Consider the following 17,335-nt stretch of genomic DNA (forward strand, 5'->3'; position numbering starts at 1 on the left):
CTTATGGCAGAGCTTGCACTGTGACCGGAACCGCTTCCAGACCACCTTCGAGCTTCAAGGCAATATTCGCTTTTTCCTTCTCCGTCGGTTCAAACAGGAGGGCGCGTTTCCACTGATAGCCCGCCTCGCGTTTGCGGCCCAATTTCCAATAGACATCGCCCAGATGATCGATAATCGTTGCGGAAGACGGATCGAGCGCGACGGCGTCTTCGAGGTGGATTTTCGCCTCCTCATAGTCGCCGAGTTTGTAATGCGCCCAGCCGAGACTGTCCGTGATCGCACCGGAATTGGGTTCCTGCGCCAGCGCTTTTTCGATCATCTCAAACGCTTCAACAAGGTTCTCACCCCGGTCGACCCATGTATAGCCGAGATAGTTAAGCGTATCGACGTCATCGGGTTGATATTCCAGCACGCGTTTGAAATCCGCTTCCGCTTCCGGCCAGCGGTTCAGGCGTTCATAGATAATACCGCGAAAGCGCAAGGGTTCGACATTGGCCGTGATTTCTTCGTCCGTCATGGAATCAACGATACGGGTGTAAAATGGCAGCGCTTCTTCGTAATTTTCGCGGAAGAACCGGGCGCGGCCTAAACTCTCGCGGGTCAGCAGACTGCCTTCGCGGTCGTTCAAATCTTCCAAAACGCGAAGGGCGTCATCGTCCTTCTCCTGAACGAAATAGATATTCGCGATATTGAGTTGGGACGAGATATAGTAAGGATTACTGTCCGGAATCGCGCGGTAGAGGTCATAGGCATCCATCTGCCCGACTTCGCCTTTTTCTTCCAACATAGAGCCCAACCAGATTGCGGATTTTTGGTAGGATGGATCAATCCACCGCGCAAAGCGCAAATAAAGTTCTGCGCCGTCCATGGACCGATTTCGGGCGAAAAAGGCCCAACTGGGATCAGTGACAGCACGGGCCGCCTGCCCTTTAATCGAAATCTTGGGCAGGTCACGTCCGGCTTCCAGCGCATCACGATATTCACCAACAGGGCCAATCGTTAGACCTTCATTATCGTCCAACAGTTCGGTGAGATTTTCCAACGCGTCTGCGGTTTGACCCTGTAGCGCCAACATCCGGGCGCGTGTCAAGGCAATTTCAACGCCTGAAATGCCGGTCGCCTCGACCTCATCCAGTTTGATAGCTGCCGCGTCGTATTTTTCTTCGAGAATATCGATTTTCGCGTTTTGCAATTTTCCGAACGCGTTGAAATATTCGGCCCCGCCAATACTCTCAAACCGTGTACGGGCTTCATCCAGGTCGCCGCGTTCCACCTCAATCCAGCCCCGTATAAGCTGCATCATGATCGTCATGGTCAGATCATCACTGGGCCCGGAGAAATATTTGAGCGCCCGCTTATTCCGGTTCTTACGAAACGCATCCACGCCGAGGACTGTGCGGGCCATCGCTTCAGTTTTGTCTTTTTTATAGACCAGTTCCGCCAGATCGACGGCAGCATCCATATCCCCGGTTTCAATAGCTGAGACGATCGCCCGACGGCCCAGACGGATATCATCCGGCACAGCCTCGAAGGCTTTCGCATAATATTTCTGCCGCGACCGCATATCCTCAATCTCATTGGCGTAGCTGGCCGAGAGGTAGTCGCCATAAAGACTGGAGAGATCAGCCTCCGCCTGTGCAGAGACAGAGGAAAGGGCAAAAAAGGCCGTGGCAGCGAAAGGCAGCAGGTGAAGTTTCATATCGGCTTTCTGTGCCGCGACGGCGAGAAGTGCAAGGACGGTGTACGGTACGCGCAATCACATATTCGGGTAATTCGGGCCGCCGCCACCTTCGGGCACGGTCCAGACGATATTGCGGGAGGGGTCCTTAATATCGCAAGTCTTACAGTGAATGCAGTTCTGCGCATTGATCTGGAACCGTGGGTTCGAGCCGTCATCTTCCGTGATGAACTCATAGACCCCTGCCGGACAATAACGGGCAGACGGGCCTGCAAATTCAGGTAAGTTCACATTTACGGGAATTGACGCGTCGATCAGCTTCAAATGGCTCGGCTGGTCTTCGCCGTGATTGGTCGCCGTAAAAGACACATTGGTCAGGCGGTCAAAAGTCAGGATGCCATCAGGCTTCGGATAGTCAATCGGCTTGAATTTATCGGCTTTTTTAGTTGAGGCAGCATCGTCTTTCTTGTGCCCCAGCGTGCCGAGGAAGTTCAGCTTTAAGACCGTGGCAGACCACATATCCATTCCGCCGAGCAACATACCACCGAGGAACGGACCGAAGCGACCATTGAGCGGCGCGACATTGCGCACGGGGCGAAGATCATCCCCAATTGGACCGTCATGGATCATATCGTCATAATCGGTCAGCACGTCACCCGCGCGCCCAGCCGCCAGCGCTTTCGTCGCCGAATCCGCCGCATGAATACCGGAAAGCATCGCGTTATGGTTCCCCTTAATGCGCGGTAGGTTCACGAGACCCGCGGAACATCCGAGCAGAGCACCGCCCGGGAAAGCCGTCTGCGGGATGGATTGAATACCGCCTTTGGTCACGACCCGCGCGCCATAGGCGACGCGCTTCCCGCCCGCGAGGAGGTCGGAAATATCCGGATGGGTCTTCCATTTCTGGAATTCCTGATAGGGATATAGATGCGGGTTTTCATAATTCAGATCGACAATCATGCCGAGAAAGACCTGATTATTCTCCGCGTGGTAAACGAAAGATCCGCCGCCTTGTTTCCAACCCAGTGGCCAACCGGCGGAATGGAGAACTTCGCCTTCATTATGTTTTGCCGGATCAATGTCCCAGATTTCCTTCATGCCGAGGCCGAATTTCTGCGGCTCCGAATCCTTATCGAGCTCATATTTCGCAATGGCAATTTTGGAGAGCGACCCGCGCGCGCCCTCACCCAGCAGGACATATTTCCCGTGCAATTCCATACCCGGCTCGTAACCCGGTCCTTTGGAGCCATCTTTTTGATAGCCGAACTCGCCCGCGACGACGCCTTTGACGCTGCCGTCTTCGCGGTAGACCAGTGCAGAGCAAGACATGCCTGGGAAGACTTCGACGCCGAGCATTTCGGCCTGTTCGGCCAACCAACGGCATGTGTTCGCCATAGAGACGATATAATTGCCGTGATTATGCATGAGCGGCGGCAGAACGAATTGCGGAATGGACAGCGCACCTGCAGGCCCGTAAATGTGGAATTTATCAGATGTCACTTTCGTCCGAACGGGGCAGCTATTCATCGTCTCAAAATCCGGGAACAATTCGCGCAGGCCGGACGGATCAAGAACGGCACCTGAGAGAATATGTGCGCCAACTTCGGAGCCTTTCTCCAGCACAACGACCGAGGTTTCAGGATTATTCTGCTTTAACCGAATAGCGGCAGATAGGCCCGCAGGCCCCGCGCCAACGATGACCACGTCATATTCCATGCTTTCGCGTTCAACGGTTGGGTCAGCCTCTGTGAAAGCTGCGGAGGTTTGGTCGAGATTATACATGGGCTATTGTTGTCTCTGTTGTTTTCGTTTTATCTGGCCTATCCCTAAAGCCTCACGTCGCGCCCGACAAGCGCCCGTTGTGCCGCAGAAACATTCAAATACAGGATAATGCAAAACGCATATGAGTGAGACAAATAACGAAACGAGCCAGATGGAAATTCTGGGCTGGGAAGAATGGGTGTCCCTGCCCGCGCTGTCCCTCCCTGCGATCAAGGCCAAGGTGGATACGGGCGCTCGGACGTCCGCGCTCCATGCCGTTGCGATCGAGCCTTTTGGCACGGATAAAAATCCGCAAGTCCGCTTTATCATGCATCCGGACCCCGCCGACCCGACGATCGAGGTGGTTTGCTCCGCCAAAGTCAAAGACCGCCGGAGTGTGACCTCCTCCAATGGCTCGACGGAGCTGCGCTATATCATCAGTGCGAATATCAAAGTCGGCAAGAAAACCTGGCCGATTGAACTATCCCTGACGAATCGCGAGACCATGGGATATCGGATGTTACTGGGTCGTTCGGCCCTGCGGGACGATATTTCCGTTGTTCCAACATTATCGTTTCAACAGCCCGTCCTGAGTTACGACGTTTACAAAAAGAAACAGGGCAAGAAGGCGATTCCCGTTCGTCCCTTGCGCATTGGCATTCTCACGCAGGAGCCGAAGAATTTTTCCAATCGGGAAATGGTGCGCGCCGCCGAGGAACGCGGCCATGTTGTGGATATGATCTATACCTCGCGCTGTTACATGTCGATCAACGCGCATAAGCCGGAAGTTTATTATGACGGCGCGCCCCTGCCCCGCTATGACGCGATTATTCCGCGTATTGGGTCTCGCCTGACCTTTTACGGTATGTCCGTCGTGCGCCAGTTCGAGGCGATGGGCGTGTTCTGCCTGAACAATGCTGCACCGATCGGGAATAGCCGCGATAAATTGCTGGCCCATCAGGTATTGAGCCAGCACGGATTAGGCATGCCCGTCACGGCCTTCGCGAAATCCTCCGCCGATACAAAAGGCATTCTCGACCTCGTCGGCGGTGCTCCCGTCGTTGTGAAATTGCTTGAAAGCACACAAGGTAAAGGCGTCGTCCTCGCCGATACGCGCAAGGCGGCCATGGCCATTATCGATGCGTTCCGAGGGTTGAACGCGCATTTCCTCGTGCAGGAATTTGTGAAGGAAGCGGGCGGGTCCGATCTGCGCTGTTTCGTCGTCGACGGCAAAGTCGTCGGCGCGATGATGCGCACAGCCCAACCCGGTGAGTTCCGCTCCAACGTCCATCAGGGCGGCAGCGTTAAAAAAGTACGTCTGACGAAAGAAGAGCGCCGCAGTGCAATCAAAGCCGCGAAAATCCTGAAACTGAAAGTGGCGGGTGTTGATATATTGCGGTCCAAAGACGGCCCGAAAATCCTCGAAGTGAACTCGTCACCCGGTCTCGAAGGGATTACAAAAGCGACGGGCAAGGATATCGCCGCAGAAATTATCGGCTGTATCGAGGCCAATGTCCGAACCGTGTTTAAGACAGCGGCGAAGTAATGGACGCGGCGCTTCGCTCACTTCTCGACTGGTACGCCGAAATGGGCGTGGATGTGCCCAAAGTCGCGCCGGCCAAACCCGTCCGTCGCTCACTTGTGAAAAGCAAGCCGGACAATGCCGCATCGCCGTCGGCATCACCCATTGAGCCGCCTGCAAAACCCGCGACGGACCTCTCAAAAATCAAAACCCTCGCTGATCTCCACGCGGTCATGAACGATTTCGATGCGGGCGTATTGGGCGACGGCGCACGGCAGGTCGTGTTCTCGCGCGGCAATCCAGACGCAGACCTGATGGTCATCGGCGAAGCACCGGGGCGCGATGAGGATATTCAGGGCAAGCCTTTTGTCGGCCGGTCGGGGCAATTGCTCGACCGCATGCTCGCAGCCATCGCGCTGGGCGAAGAGGATTTCTACGTCACCAATGTCGTGAATTGGCGCCCGCCGAAAAACCGCAACCCGACCAAGCCCGAGATCGACATGTGCCTGCCCTTTCTCGAACGGCACATTGCGCTGGCAAAGCCGAAAGTCCTCCTCCTCGTCGGTGGCATTTCCATGTCGGCCCTGACGGGCGTCACGGGTATCATGAAAAATCACGGCCAATGGCATGACGTGACGATGGACGGCACGACCTACCCCGCCCTCCCGCTCTATCATCCGGCCTTCCTCCTCCGCCGTCCGGAGTTAAAGAAGGATGCTTGGCGGGATTTATTGGTGTTACGCGAGAAACTGTTGAGCCTTTGACCAGTGCTGTCTATATCGGCGCGAAAATTGAATGAGGTCTCTCATGTTGAAATATAGTCTAATTCTATCTGTCGCGCTTTTAAGCGGATGCGCCGCCGCCACGACCGCAGATCACGCCCATAAGGACACTTTCCTGACCCAGATCCAAACCGATTATCCCGTCACGCTGTCCAAAATAGCCGACAATGTCTGGGTCCACACAACGAATTATTCGCTACCCGGACAAGCGCCAATTCCGAGTAACGGTCTTGTAGTTGTCGACGGGGATGAGGTGACATTGGTCGATGGGGCTTGGGGAGAGTTGGCAACGCTGTCCCTGATTGAAACGGTCAAGTCTGAGACTGGCAAGCCCGTGACGAAAATGATTGTGACCCATCATCATGCCGACCGTACGGCGGGCGTGGATGCGGCGGAATATCGGGGCGTTCAGATTTTCACGCATCCTGATACACCCGTCCTCGCGGCCCGTGCGGGGTGGCCTGCGCCGAACACATCTGTTGCCTCACTCAAAGCCCCGCAATCGCGCACAAAAGTTGGCTCACTGGAAGTCGCTTATCCCGGCCCCGGCCATGCGCAAGACAATCTCGTTGTGTATGTGCCATCAGCTAAAATTCTTTACGGCGGCTGCGCGGTGCGCGGCGCGGAAGTTAAGACACTCGGCAATGTCGAAGATGCGAACCTGACGGCCTGGCCGACCGCGCTGAAATGGGTGAAGGCGACTTATCCAGAGGCGGAACTCGTCGTGCCGGGTCATGGCAAAGGGGCGAACCTGTCCCTGATCGATGCAACGCTGGCTCTGCTCGCGGAGGCTAATGCCGAAGAGACTGACGATACTGACGCAGCGCCTTAAGGTCATCGACATCGGTCAAGGTGCGAAGGGTCGTGATGGACCCGCCTGCCCGTTCGGACACATCGCTCAGCGTTTCCTTATGAGACCAGCGGACACCGTCGAAAAACCCCCCGGGCAGCGGGCCATTCGCGCCCATCAACCAGAACCCGCCATCATCGGCAGGGCCGAAGACAAATCGCTTATGGCGGAGCGCTTCAAATGCGGCGGCAATGTCTGTTGCATCAACCTGTGGACAATCCGTCCCGATCGTCAGCGTCGGTCCCTTTCGCGCAAATAGTGCCGCCAGTCGCGGGGTTAGCGAGCCGGAGACTTGCGGAATTTGCTGCAGGCCGTCCCAATCCGGCACATGGCCCAGAAGATGCGGCGGCGTCACCGCCAGCACAGTGTCCCAGCGCGGATCGCGCACCTGCCGAATGACCTGCGCCATCATTGCGCGGTAGAGGCGTTTGGCGTGAACGGGCCCAATATCCCGCGCCAAGCGCGTTTTCGCGCGGCCCATTATGGGAGCTTTCGCGACGATATAGAGTGTCGGACGCATTAATATCTCTTGACCAATTCCTTGGCCGACTCGCCCCGACGATAGGCTTTCAACAGGCGGTAATTCCGCCAACCCCGCGTCCAGACGCCTTCGCGCAGGTGACCGGAAATATCGGTTTTCAGCGCGATGGGTAATTTGCGGAGCGCCTTCCGGCCATAGGCTGACTTAATTCGGTCCACAATATCGACATCTTCAAAAAGCGGTTTTTCACGATCATACCCACCCAACGCCTCATACATGTCGCGCGGGATCAGCAGTGCCTGATCGCCATAGGGTAGACGCCATGCCCAACCCCGCAGCCAAACGATGAAACGCAACCACGTGACGCCGCGCCCTTTTGCTTCGGGATCATACTCAAAAAACCATGCTGTTTCCGGCGACTTTAAAGCCGTCTCGGCCACAGACTTCCACCCTGATAAAAGACGGCAATCCGCGTGGATGAAGAGATAGGCCGTAACCTCGTCCACCGCGCCCGAGAGTTCTGCGCCGCGCGCCATTTGCGCCCCGCGCCCGCACACACCGCGCGCAATCACGGCTCCGGCCCCGATCGCCATATCCAGCGTGTCATCTTTCGAGCCGCCATCACTGATGACCACGCGCATATCGTCCAACTCCGCCAGTAAAGGCGGAAGGCAATCCTGCGCATTGAGGGTGGGTATAATGACAGCCAGCATTTGTCGACGCTCTGCCCTCTCCTGCGGCACATGGCCACAAAAAAGCCCGGTCGCGCAAACGACCGGGCTTCAAATTTCCGTGTGCGGGAAAAGCCTAGTTTGTGGCTTCCAGCTCGGCTTCCGTCATGGCTTCCAATTCGGCTTCCAGCTCTGCGCGTGTCTTCTTGCGCGGCTTTGGCTCGAGGAAGATACGGCAATAGCTGCCGGACAGCTCATTACCAAATGATCCGTTGCCTTCGCAATTCATGACACCGAGGTTCTGACCATCATAGGCTTGTGTGTTGAACTCGACACCGCGGATCGGGGCCATACAAACATTGGCGCCATCGACCTTACCGAGGAAGCCGCCTTCATACTGGCATGACGCCGCATTTGTGACGACACCTTCTGTTGAGGGTGTTTCCGCCTTGCGCGCTGCTTCTTCATCAGCTGCGGATTGTGCGAATGCCGGAGCACTTGCTGCGAAAATTAGGGCGCAGGTCAGACCTGCAAGTTTTGATTTGGACATGGAATGCTCCTTTAGAAATCGTTAAGAGGTCCTTAGCAGACCTTCTTCCTCCTGATAAACCCTGCACATGCGTTTTTTGCATGCGCCGTGCCATCTTACTCCTGACCGCGAAATGCGACCCTTTTATGCCCGACTTCGAATTTGAAACCAAAGCCGGTGTCTTCGAGAACCAAACGGTCTGCGGGGTCGATGAAGCAGGGCGTGGACCGCTATCTGGTCCCGTGGTCGCCGCCGCCGTAATCCTCAACCCCGAAAATATTCCGGACGGCCTGAATGACAGTAAGGCTCTCTCCCACTCGTCGCGTGAACGACTCCTGAATATTTTGGAGGGTTGCGCGCAAATCGGCATCGGGATTGCGGAACCAGGAGAAATTGATCGCTTGAACATCCTCTGGGCGTCGATGATCGCCATGCGGCGAGCCATTGAAAACTTAAGGATAACAGTGGACTGCGCCCTGATTGACGGCAATCGTGTCCCGCCCGAGCTGAAATGCGACGCTCACGCAATTGTGAAAGGCGATGCGAAAAGCCTGTCCATTGCGGCGGCGTCGATTGTTGCGAAAGTGACTCGCGACAGACTGATGGCGGAAGCGGATCAGCGATTCCCCGGATATGGTTGGGCGGGGCATAAGGGCTATCCGACGAAAGCACACCGCGAAGCGGTCGAGCGATTGGGGCGAAGTCCGGTCCACCGTTGGACTTTTGGACGGTAATGAAGCCTTAGAACGCTCCCGCTCTCTCCTCCGCTAAATACTCTTCCGTTCGCATTTCCATCAACCGACTCACGGTCCGTTCAAACTCGAACGCGCCGTCTCCCGCGTCATAAAGCGCGGCGGGTTCGACCTGCGCACTCATCACGAGTTTGGTGCGAGTCTCATAAAGCGCGTCCACCAGCGTCACGAACCGCTTCGCCGCATTTCGCGAATCCGGTCCCATTTCGGGTACGCCTTCGAGTAGGACAGTATGAAAGGCCTGCGCAATTTCGAGATAATCCGCCGGCCCGCGATGGGTTTCGCACATCTGCTTAAAATCAGATCGCAACACGCCTCGCGCTGTATTTGGAAATGTGAGTGTTCGGCCCTGCACGATTATCTCACTCACCTCCGGTGTCGCCCCGCGTGTCAGGCGCACCCATGCCTGATCCATCGCCTCATCTGCATCCGTGCCCAAAGGCATGTGATAAATGGGGGCCGCCGTCAGCGCGCGGAGCCGGTGATCCACATCGCCGTCAAAATCGTGTATGATGAGGTGGTCCGGCATCATCTCTATAAAAGGCTCAAACAAAGGCCGGTTGAGACCGTTCTTGTAGAGATCAGAAGGCGCACGGTTCGATGTCGCGATGACCACCACGCCTTCCTCTCTCCACAGCGCTTCGAATAGGCGGGAGAGAATCATCGCATCCGTAATATCGGTGACGTGAAATTCGTCGAAACAGAGGAGCTTCGCCTCGGACGCAATCGCGCGCGCAGTTGGTGCAATCGGGTCATCCCCTGCCCCGCGCACATGAAAAGGCGAAGCGCGCCGCCCGTCTTTGTCCAATTTGCGCCATGTATTAATCCGCGCGTGCACATCCAACATGAAGGCATGAAAATGCGTGCGGCGCTTTGGTGCGAACTCTGCGGCCTCATAGAACCAGTCCATTAACATTGATTTCCCACGCCCGACCCCGCCATACATATAGAGGCCACGCGGCACAGTCGTGCGGTTACCGAGAAAGCGGGACAACAATCCACTCTTAGCAGGCTCATATTCCGCCAAAGCCAGAAGCCGCGAATCAAGCGCGTCTGCCGCCTCGACCTGCTCTGGATCCAGCACAAGGACGCCGTCCGCGATACGTGTCTCTAATCTTGAGCGAATCGATCCCATATTCAGCCCGAAAGTAGAATAACGGACAGGCCGAGAATGCCGAATGAGAGCAGAACTAGCCCATAAAAGAGCGGTTTATTTCGGATGGGCGCAGGCTGCATAGGTCCGCATTTGGATGAGGACGTCTTATAGGTCAATCCGTGAAGATAATCCACAAAAGCGTGGAACAAATTCCGTTCATGTTACGTTAAGTGTGGTATAGACTAAATAATAGTTAATGGGGACAGGCCGGGATGATTCCGCGCCATGCCCCTTTTCGTCTGGAGGGACATACCTATCATGGATCAAATATACGCATTTTTCGAGAATATGGACTGGGCGCAAGTCGCGTTTGCTCTCGCTATTCTCATCATCGGCATTATCGTGGCCTATGTCCTACGCGGACTGGTCGCCGGTGTCATTAATCGCACAGGCTTGGGTAAACGCGCCCAGACGACTGGCGGAAATATTGGTAACGCTATTGGCAAAGCCGTCTTTTGGCTTGTTATTCTCTATGTGCTCTATCTCGCGCTTTCACGCCTGAACATGGGTAGCTATCTCGGCCCGGTCGATGATCTATTCAGCACAATTGGTGTCTTTATTCCGAAACTTATCGGGGCAGGTTTCACCTTCTTCATCGGTTACATTGTCGCCAAAGTCGCAAAAAACGCCACAACAGCTACATTGGAGGCCGCACAGGTCGACAATCTTGCTGCCCGTACGGGTGTTACATCGGCCACAGGATCAGAAGGTTCGCTGGCTAAAGCACTCGGCACACTCATCTTTGTGCTGATTATTGTACCCGTCGCAATTGCCGCATTATCCATCCTGGATATTCCGGAAATAAGCGTCCCACTGTCCGACATGTTGAGCGGATTTGTGAACTACATTCCTGAGCTTGTCGCAGCTGCGATTGTTTTGGCTTTGTCGGTTTTCATTGGTCGTTTCGTCTCGAACTTCCTACAGAATTTCCTGCCGAGCCTCGGTTTTGATAGTTCCATCAATGAAGTCATGATGTTGGATGACGGCGAAGGATTGAAAACATCCCCGTCCAAAGCGGCAGGCTATCTCGCCTTCCTCATCATCCTCGTGATTGGTGTGTCCGCTGCTGTGAGTATTCTCGGCAATGACAGCCTGTCCCGCGCGTTTGATTCGGTTCAGACATTCGGCGGACAATTGCTGGAAGCGGCTGTGCTGATCGTCATTGGTGTCTTTTTGGCCAGTCTGGTCGGACGCTTCATGTCATCCGTCATCAATCCGAAGATCGCGACTTTCGTGAAATATGCTTTCATGGTGCTGTTCATCTTCTTGGGTCTCGCTCAATTGGACCCCGCAGGAACAATCATTCCGGTTGCCTTCTCGGCCTTCGTAATATCCGCAGCGGTTGCTGCCGCGATTGCCTTTGGTGTCGGTGGACGTGATTGGGCGGCGAAAGTCCTCGAAAAAGCGATCCCTTCCAGCTCTGTGAAAAAGCTCGGCGATAGCAAGCCCGTCAAAAAGGCGCCCGTGAAAAAGCCGGCAACACGCCGCGCTGCACCGCCTAAGAAGTAAATCACTTTAAATAAAATTGAGAAAGCCGTCCTTCAGGGCGGCTTTTTTATTGCGCGATGATCTTTCGAAGGCTTGGATTCACGCGCGGATGTCGTCACTATTGAACCCGTGCATATTGTCGAAGAATTGATATCCGAACGCGCGCCAAAACTCATGGCGAAGCCAAAGCTGTTCCGCTTCATCAAGCCCGCATTGTATCGGATGCTGGCCTATGACGCGGCGGTTTTTCTCTCGGACTCCATCCGCCCGCTCTCCGGCCACGCCGCGTTTCAGCGTGTGGCCCGACACATTAATCCCCGCACCGCCGTCACAGGATTATCGCACCTTCCCCGCGAAGGGGCCTGTATTGTCATCGCCAATCACCCCACGGGTCTGGCAGACGGATTGGCCGTCTTTCAGGCCATTCGCGAGAGACGACCGGACCATATTTTCATGGCCAATGCCGATGCCTTGCGCGTTATTCCAAACGGCGAAGACATTATTATCCCCGTCGAATGGGTGAAGAGCAAACGCAGCCATGCCAAAACGCGCGAGACATTGCTGGCTGTCAAAGAGGCGATAGAAGCGGAAAAATGTATCGTGATTTTCCCGTCAGGTTCACTCGCCAAGCTGACATGGCGCGGGCTGGTCGATAAACCGTGGCAGAGCAGCGCCGCTATGCTGGCGAAGAAATATGGAACACCCGTCATCCCCCTGCGGATCAAGGCGCGGAATTCCTATCTCTATTACTTCTTCGCCCGCGTGAATTCAGAACTGCGCGACATCACGCTCTTCCATGAATTACTCAATAAAAAAGGCCAGACTTTCCGCCTGACATTTGGTGAGAAAATTCCCGCAGAGGGTCTTCCAAAAAAGGCGGAAGACGCGACGGCACTCATCCGAAAGACTGTCGGGCAATTGTAACCTATTTTGCGGACAGAGCCTTAGCGAGCTCCGGACGATCTTCGGCATTGCGTAAATATTGCGGGTCGACGCGCAGATTGGTCGCCTGCTCGAACGCATAGCCATAGGATAAAATCTCCGCATCTTGACCAGCACCGCCCATAATAGAGAGGCCGATGGGAATGCCGTGAACATCGCCCATGGGCACGGTGATATGCGGATAGCCCGCAACAGCGGCCAGATAACCCGCCCCTGCCCATGATGGCCAAACATCGCCATTGATGGGGTCAATCCGCGACGCGACAGGTCCTGATGGACTGACGAGCATATCGACATCGTTCTCGCGCAGGAGGCGGTCAATGCCCTCAACGCCCGTGCCACGCTGCACATCGTCCCGCGCAGTGATATAGGTGTCTTCCGTCAATTCGCCTTTGGCCTGTGCTTTGTCGAAAATGCTCTGATCGAACACTGCCATTTCACTCTCATTGGTTTTGTTGAACGCAATAAGGGTTTCGAGGTTGCGAGACGTCACGGCGGGTGCGGCATTTGCCAGATATTCATTTAGCCCGTCTTTGAATTCATAAAGCAGGACGTCATAGGATTTCTGGCCATAATTCTCGACGCCTGAATTGAACTCGCTGATCTCGACGAGCTCGGCTCCGGCAGCTTCCAGCCCTTTCAGCGCGGCATTGAACCGGTCCTGAATATCTACGGTTTCACCTTGGGCAAAGCGTAAGACCCCGACGCGTTTGCCGTTGAGGGAGCTTGCGTCTAAACGGTTCGCGTATCCAAAAGCATCTTGAATTGGATAATCCAAAACCATTGCATCCATCATCATCGCCGCGCCCGTGACCGTTTTTGTCATGGGTCCGGCCGTATCCTGACTGGCGCTGATGGGCACGATATGTTGCTGACTGACGAGGCCGACTGTGGGTTTAAATCCAACGATGCCGTTCACATTGGACGGGCAGATAATGGAGCCGTTTGTTTCTGTGCCCACAGCCCCCGCCGCGAGAGACGCCGCAATCGCCGCGCCGGAACCGGAGGATGACCCGCACGGGCTGCGGTCCAGCATATGCGGGTTGCGGACTTGGCCACCCAAAGCGGACCAACCGGAAACGGAACTCTCGGACCGAAAATTCGCCCATTGCGAGAGATTGGTCTTGCCGAGGATCACCGCCCCTTCCGCCCGCAAACCAGCGACGAGCGGACTGTCTCTTTCTGTGATGTTGTCCTTGAGCGCATAAGCCCCAGCCGTCGTCGCGACCGGATCCAGCGTTTCAATATTATCTTTGAAGAGGATGGGCACACCGTCCAACGGGCCGAGGCTCTCTCCCGCCGCGCGGCGGGCATCCGACGCTTTGGCCTGTGCCAGCGCATCGGGATTCAGCGAGAGGACGGATTGCAAGGTCGGGCCATTGCGGTCGACGGCTTCGATACGGTCGAGATAGGCTTGGGTCAGGACTTCGGAGGACAGTTTTCCGGAGGACAGCGCATCCGCCAATTCGGGCAATGTGCGGGCGGTCATGCCTTTGGCCGTAAAGTCGGGTGTCGTCGCGACGGTTTCCGTTTTGGGTGCTTCCGCTGTCGGGGCGCAGGCCGTGGCCAGACAGCAAGCGGCGAGAGTGAGGGCTAGGCGCATGTTAAGCTCCGCGAGAGTGAAAGTGTTGAACTTTCTAACCACAGGGAGATGGGGGTGTCATGCGGGAATTTGCGACATCGCACCGCTTCGTGGTGAGTGGGCTTACCAGCCCTATTTTCCATCCCCCGCATGGTCCGTAACCGCGTCGTCGGACTGCCGTCCGACTTTGGCGGCGAGCGGAAGCGTCATGACGTTCGAAATTCCACCGCTTCGCGGCGAGCGGGCGTAAAGCCCTCTATTCGGTCCCCCAGACCGAATAGTTCGACAAAGTCGAAACGGGCTTTACGCCCGCTCGACCATCATCTTCTTCACTTCTGCGATCGCTTTGGCCGGGTTTAAGCCCTTCGGACAAACATTGGCGCAGTTCATAATTGTGTGGCAGCGATAGAGTTTGAACGGATCGTCGAGTTTCTCGAGACGCTCGGACGTTGCATCATCACGGCTATCCACCAACCAACGGTAAGCTTGAAGCAAGGCTGCCGGCCCGAGGTAACGGTCGCCATTCCACCAATAGGACGGACAGGACGTGGAGCAGGACGCGCAGAGAATACATTCGTAATAGCCATCCAATTTTTCACGGTCATCCGGTGTCTGCTTGATCTCTTCCGTTGGCAGAGGTGTGGACGTGTGGAGCCATGGCTCAATGGACGCATATTGCTTGTAGAAATTGGACAGGTCCGGCACGAGGTCGCGGACGACCGGCATATGCGGCAGGGGCGAAATCGTAATTGTACCACCCTTTACCTCATCAATGCCCTTGGTACAGGCGAGCGTATTCCGTCCGCCAATATTCATCGCGCAGGAACCACAGACACCCTCACGGCAGGAGCGACGGAAGGCGAGAGTCGGATCGATCTCGTTCTTAATCTTGAACAGGGCGTCCAAGACCATCGGGCCGCATTCGTCCAAATCAATCTGGTAAGTATCCCAGTACGGGTTCCCGCCATCCGTTGGATCATAGCGGTAAATCTTGAACGTTTTCAGGCGCGTCGCGCCTGGTTTCGCCTTCCAGGCTTTGCCCTTGCGGACTTTTGAATTCTTTGGAAGCGTAAGCTGGACCATGGGGAGGTTCATCCTGATTAGAGTTTGACGGGCTTATAGACATAAATGCGCGACGACTAAAGAGGTTTCGCACGCGACATGTTGTGGCGATACTGGCAACCGAACCGGAGAACGGTTCGGCACTTCACTGCAATCGACTTACGGAATCGATTGCAGACGTTGCACGCCATACCACTCCATATTCCGTGTCAGGTACATCATTGCCGCAATCGTGATGAAACTGGCGAGAGCGCCGATCATCAGGGCGAAATCCTCAATCTTCATGAGGACGAAGAGGAGGCCATATACGGTCGCAAAAACAGCGCCCGCTTTCCAAATATAATCCCTCCCGCCAAAGACAGCTCCCGCATAGCCGGACGTGATAATCACGGTCAGGGCGGACGCGATGGCGAAGGCTGGCGAAAATCCGAGTCGTTCAGAGAACGCCAAGAGGAGTAGATAGAAAATCGCCTGCGCCAATCCAATCAAAATATATTGCGCGGGATGGACACGCACGCCCACAATAACCTCAAACAGAAAATAGGCGAGGAAGACCATCCCAATAAAGAGGATGGAATATTTGAGTGCGCGATTGACGGTTTGATAGGGATTATCCGTATTGACGAATTTCACACGCACCTGATTTTGGGCCAGCCTGTTTAAAATGACATGCGCCCGTCCCTCACCCGCAACGCCGCGCGAAAGATAAGGCAATGTCCAATTGGCGGAAAATCCGGACTCGCCTATATCACGCGAGAGGGGTGTGAACTCCCCCTGAAATCCGGGATCCGCCCAGTTTGATGCCATATCTACACGGGTGGATTTCGCGAAAGGCAGAACCGAGAGCGATTGCGCGCCCGATAGGCTTAGATCTGTTGAAACCTCAAACGGAACGTCCGATTCGACCCACTCGCCGATATCCGCAGAGAGCCAGTTCCCAAAACGCGGCATGCCCCGATAATTAGACCCCGGGACGGCGGGACTGATGACACGGATTGATCCGTTCAGGGCGGTTTCTGTAACAGGCGGGATAGCAGGTGTTGTGACCCCGTTAAATTGCGCCGGTTCAAAATTCAGGCGCTGACCATCCGGACCCATCATCGAAACATCCGACTTCAATCCGCGTACATCAGATACGGAGACGAGCAATTTTGCCCGCGTCAAATCCAAGTCCAAACCGCTGGCCGTCAAACGTGATAAAACGTTGGAGAACTCAGCCTCCATGGTCCCGCTCGCGTTATAGACCGGAACTTTGTAAAGGGATTGCTGCTTCGTCTCGACATCAATCGACGTGAAATCGACACGGCCTTGATCCGGAAAGAGGATGTAATGGCCCGTCTCCGCGGGCTGATTATTTCGACTGGGGATTTGATAGGGCACCGAGAGAATGGGACCGACCAATGTTTGTTCACCGCCATAACGCTCACTGACTTCACGAAACACCTGATCGGCGTAAGAAGAGCGCTCATAACTGATCGCGCCGATAAACATGGCGGGTATGCCCATCAGTAAAACAAGGAAGCAGATAAGAATGAGCTTCAACCCCGCTGACCCCCGAAATCGGGCCAGCACATTATCCTGTCTTTGGTTCTGTTCTATCTCTTGGGTCATACCCATCTCCAATCGTCCTAAATTCAGGACGGGAGATGTCTTTAGATTGCGGCTGGATTACGCAGAGAGCGTGTCCCTGCCGAGACGATTCTAAGACCTATGCAAATATCTATTCGGCAACGGCCAAAAGCTCGCGCTGGAAATCCGGCACCATGACTTCGTAATTGGCAGCTTTCGAAATGGGCATTTCAAATTCTGCGAATAAGAAATCTAAATCTTTAGCGTCACAGTCAATCACATCAGCCAAATCGGATAGAATTTTCTGCCGGGTCATGGGACTGGCGGCACTCGCAGCGCGAATTCCCGACATAACGAAATCAGCGCGGGGTTGCCTTTCCGCGATGTGGCCGGGCGTGGCCATGTGACGGGAAATCATATCTTCCAGGCAGCCTTCAATGGGCCGCGGCGTGTTGGGGCGCATATAGATCCTCTTGCAATCTCTTTTTTAGCGGGGCGCTTGGATTGCTT

Annotated in this window: 16 protein-coding genes; 6 read left to right on the forward strand and 10 right to left on the reverse strand. The window is 55.2% G+C overall.

The window, feature by feature from the left end:
• Position 1: 1 nt before the first annotated feature.
• Together ACP9M6_RS13400 and ACP9M6_RS13405 are read right to left on the reverse strand one after the other, a co-directional pair.
• Entirely contained in the window at positions 2 to 1,699 is a 1,698-nt protein-coding gene (locus ACP9M6_RS13400) for a tetratricopeptide repeat protein (protein ID WP_427451906.1), read from the reverse strand.
• 57 nt (positions 1,700 to 1,756) lie between these two features.
• The gene (locus ACP9M6_RS13405) at positions 1,757 to 3,460 is read right to left on the reverse strand and encodes a 4Fe-4S dicluster domain-containing protein (RefSeq protein WP_427451908.1); all 1,704 of its coding nucleotides are present in this window, start codon (positions 3,458 to 3,460) and stop codon (positions 1,757 to 1,759) included.
• Positions 3,461 to 3,581: 121 nt separating this feature from the next.
• Between ACP9M6_RS13405 and rimK the strand changes: the two genes are divergently transcribed.
• The 3 genes from rimK to bla are packed head-to-tail and all read left to right on the forward strand — an operon-like array spanning position 3,582 to position 6,575.
• Positions 3,582 to 4,985, forward strand: coding sequence for a 30S ribosomal protein S6--L-glutamate ligase (gene rimK / locus ACP9M6_RS13410; protein ID WP_427451910.1), 1,404 nt, complete (start codon positions 3,582 to 3,584; stop codon positions 4,983 to 4,985).
• Complete coding sequence (locus tag ACP9M6_RS13415; RefSeq protein WP_427451912.1) at positions 4,985 to 5,725, forward strand: uracil-DNA glycosylase; 741 nt, start codon at positions 4,985 to 4,987, stop codon at positions 5,723 to 5,725. The genes rimK and ACP9M6_RS13415 overlap by 1 nt, the downstream gene beginning before the upstream one ends.
• Positions 5,726 to 5,768: 43 nt before the next feature.
• Positions 5,769 to 6,575 (forward strand): subclass B1 metallo-beta-lactamase, encoded by an 807-nt coding sequence (gene bla, locus ACP9M6_RS13420; protein ID WP_427451914.1) that lies wholly within the window; start codon positions 5,769 to 5,771, stop codon positions 6,573 to 6,575.
• Here the strand turns inward: bla and ACP9M6_RS13425 are convergent.
• The 3 genes from ACP9M6_RS13425 to ACP9M6_RS13435 form a co-directional block, all read right to left on the reverse strand.
• Positions 6,535 to 7,113 carry a TIGR04282 family arsenosugar biosynthesis glycosyltransferase gene (locus ACP9M6_RS13425; protein WP_427451915.1) on the reverse strand — a complete coding sequence of 193 codons (579 nt, stop codon included), beginning with the start codon at positions 7,111 to 7,113 and terminating at the stop codon, positions 6,535 to 6,537. The two genes, bla and ACP9M6_RS13425, sit on opposite strands and share 41 nt — an antisense overlap.
• Entirely contained in the window at positions 7,113 to 7,787 is a 675-nt protein-coding gene (locus tag ACP9M6_RS13430) for a glycosyl transferase family 2 (protein WP_427451917.1), read from the reverse strand. The genes ACP9M6_RS13425 and ACP9M6_RS13430 overlap by 1 nt, the downstream gene beginning before the upstream one ends.
• A 94-nt stretch (positions 7,788 to 7,881) precedes the next feature.
• Positions 7,882 to 8,295, reverse strand: coding sequence for a hypothetical protein (locus tag ACP9M6_RS13435; protein WP_427451919.1), 414 nt, complete (start codon positions 8,293 to 8,295; stop codon positions 7,882 to 7,884).
• A 125-nt stretch (positions 8,296 to 8,420) separates the two neighbouring features.
• Here ACP9M6_RS13435 and ACP9M6_RS13440 point away from each other — a divergent pair, with 125 nt between their 5' ends.
• Positions 8,421 to 9,008, forward strand: a complete 588-nt coding sequence (locus ACP9M6_RS13440) for a ribonuclease HII (protein ID WP_427451921.1) — start codon at positions 8,421 to 8,423, stop codon at positions 9,006 to 9,008.
• A gap of 7 nt (positions 9,009 to 9,015) precedes the next feature.
• On the opposite strand, the gene zapE is transcribed toward ACP9M6_RS13440, so the two are convergent.
• A complete protein-coding gene (gene zapE / locus ACP9M6_RS13445; RefSeq protein ID WP_427451923.1) occupies positions 9,016 to 10,161 on the reverse strand; it encodes a cell division protein ZapE in 1,146 nt (381 codons plus the stop codon).
• 279 nt (positions 10,162 to 10,440) lie between these two features.
• Here zapE and ACP9M6_RS13450 point away from each other — a divergent pair, with 279 nt between their 5' ends.
• Positions 10,441 to 11,691, forward strand: coding sequence for a mechanosensitive ion channel (locus ACP9M6_RS13450; RefSeq protein ID WP_427451925.1), 1,251 nt, complete (start codon positions 10,441 to 10,443; stop codon positions 11,689 to 11,691).
• A 72-nt stretch (positions 11,692 to 11,763) separates the two neighbouring features.
• The gene (locus ACP9M6_RS13455) at positions 11,764 to 12,594 is read left to right on the forward strand and encodes a 1-acyl-sn-glycerol-3-phosphate acyltransferase (RefSeq protein ID WP_427451927.1); all 831 of its coding nucleotides are present in this window, start codon (positions 11,764 to 11,766) and stop codon (positions 12,592 to 12,594) included.
• 1 nt (position 12,595) lies between these two features.
• On the opposite strand, the gene ACP9M6_RS13460 is transcribed toward ACP9M6_RS13455, so the two are convergent.
• The 4 genes from ACP9M6_RS13460 to ACP9M6_RS13475 form a co-directional block, all read right to left on the reverse strand.
• Positions 12,596 to 14,215 carry an amidase gene (locus ACP9M6_RS13460; RefSeq protein WP_427451929.1) on the reverse strand — a complete coding sequence of 540 codons (1,620 nt, stop codon included), beginning with the start codon at positions 14,213 to 14,215 and terminating at the stop codon, positions 12,596 to 12,598.
• Positions 14,216 to 14,497: 282 nt separating this feature from the next.
• Positions 14,498 to 15,277 (reverse strand): succinate dehydrogenase iron-sulfur subunit, encoded by a 780-nt coding sequence (locus ACP9M6_RS13465; RefSeq protein WP_427451931.1) that lies wholly within the window; start codon positions 15,275 to 15,277, stop codon positions 14,498 to 14,500.
• Positions 15,278 to 15,415: 138 nt separating this feature from the next.
• Positions 15,416 to 16,867: a cell envelope integrity protein CreD gene (gene creD / locus ACP9M6_RS13470; protein ID WP_427451932.1), complete on the reverse strand. Its 1,452-nt coding sequence runs from the start codon at positions 16,865 to 16,867 to the stop codon at positions 15,416 to 15,418.
• Between the two features lie 109 nt (positions 16,868 to 16,976).
• Positions 16,977 to 17,288 carry a hypothetical protein gene (locus tag ACP9M6_RS13475; protein ID WP_427451934.1) on the reverse strand — a complete coding sequence of 104 codons (312 nt, stop codon included), beginning with the start codon at positions 17,286 to 17,288 and terminating at the stop codon, positions 16,977 to 16,979.
• Positions 17,289 to 17,335 lie beyond the last annotated feature (47 nt).

This window comes from Litorimonas sp. WD9-15 (assembly GCF_050271975.1).
Classification (GTDB): Bacteria; Pseudomonadota; Alphaproteobacteria; order Caulobacterales; family Maricaulaceae; genus Litorimonas.

What these genes read in the sequence shown, in the direction of transcription:
- ACP9M6_RS13405 (WP_427451908.1), bottom strand. Translation starts at nt 3,460, where the DNA reads ATGTATAATCTCGACCAAACCTCCGCAGCTTTCACAGAGGCTGACCCA.
- zapE (WP_427451923.1), bottom strand. Translation starts at nt 10,161, where the DNA reads ATGGGATCGATTCGCTCAAGATTAGAGACACGTATCGCGGACGGCGTC.
- ACP9M6_RS13435 (WP_427451919.1), bottom strand. Translation starts at nt 8,295, where the DNA reads ATGTCCAAATCAAAACTTGCAGGTCTGACCTGCGCCCTAATTTTCGCA.
- ACP9M6_RS13450 (WP_427451925.1), top strand. Translation starts at nt 10,441, where the DNA reads ATGGATCAAATATACGCATTTTTCGAGAATATGGACTGGGCGCAAGTC.
- ACP9M6_RS13465 (WP_427451931.1), bottom strand. Translation starts at nt 15,277, where the DNA reads ATGGTCCAGCTTACGCTTCCAAAGAATTCAAAAGTCCGCAAGGGCAAA.
- ACP9M6_RS13400 (WP_427451906.1), bottom strand. Translation starts at nt 1,699, where the DNA reads ATGAAACTTCACCTGCTGCCTTTCGCTGCCACGGCCTTTTTTGCCCTT.
- ACP9M6_RS13460 (WP_427451929.1), bottom strand. Translation starts at nt 14,215, where the DNA reads ATGCGCCTAGCCCTCACTCTCGCCGCTTGCTGTCTGGCCACGGCCTGC.
- ACP9M6_RS13440 (WP_427451921.1), top strand. Translation starts at nt 8,421, where the DNA reads ATGCCCGACTTCGAATTTGAAACCAAAGCCGGTGTCTTCGAGAACCAA.
- ACP9M6_RS13425 (WP_427451915.1), bottom strand. Translation starts at nt 7,113, where the DNA reads ATGCGTCCGACACTCTATATCGTCGCGAAAGCTCCCATAATGGGCCGC.
- ACP9M6_RS13415 (WP_427451912.1), top strand. Translation starts at nt 4,985, where the DNA reads ATGGACGCGGCGCTTCGCTCACTTCTCGACTGGTACGCCGAAATGGGC.
- creD (WP_427451932.1), bottom strand. Translation starts at nt 16,867, where the DNA reads ATGACCCAAGAGATAGAACAGAACCAAAGACAGGATAATGTGCTGGCC.
- ACP9M6_RS13475 (WP_427451934.1), bottom strand. Translation starts at nt 17,288, where the DNA reads ATGCGCCCCAACACGCCGCGGCCCATTGAAGGCTGCCTGGAAGATATG.
- bla (WP_427451914.1), top strand. Translation starts at nt 5,769, where the DNA reads ATGTTGAAATATAGTCTAATTCTATCTGTCGCGCTTTTAAGCGGATGC.
- rimK (WP_427451910.1), top strand. Translation starts at nt 3,582, where the DNA reads ATGAGTGAGACAAATAACGAAACGAGCCAGATGGAAATTCTGGGCTGG.
- ACP9M6_RS13430 (WP_427451917.1), bottom strand. Translation starts at nt 7,787, where the DNA reads ATGCTGGCTGTCATTATACCCACCCTCAATGCGCAGGATTGCCTTCCG.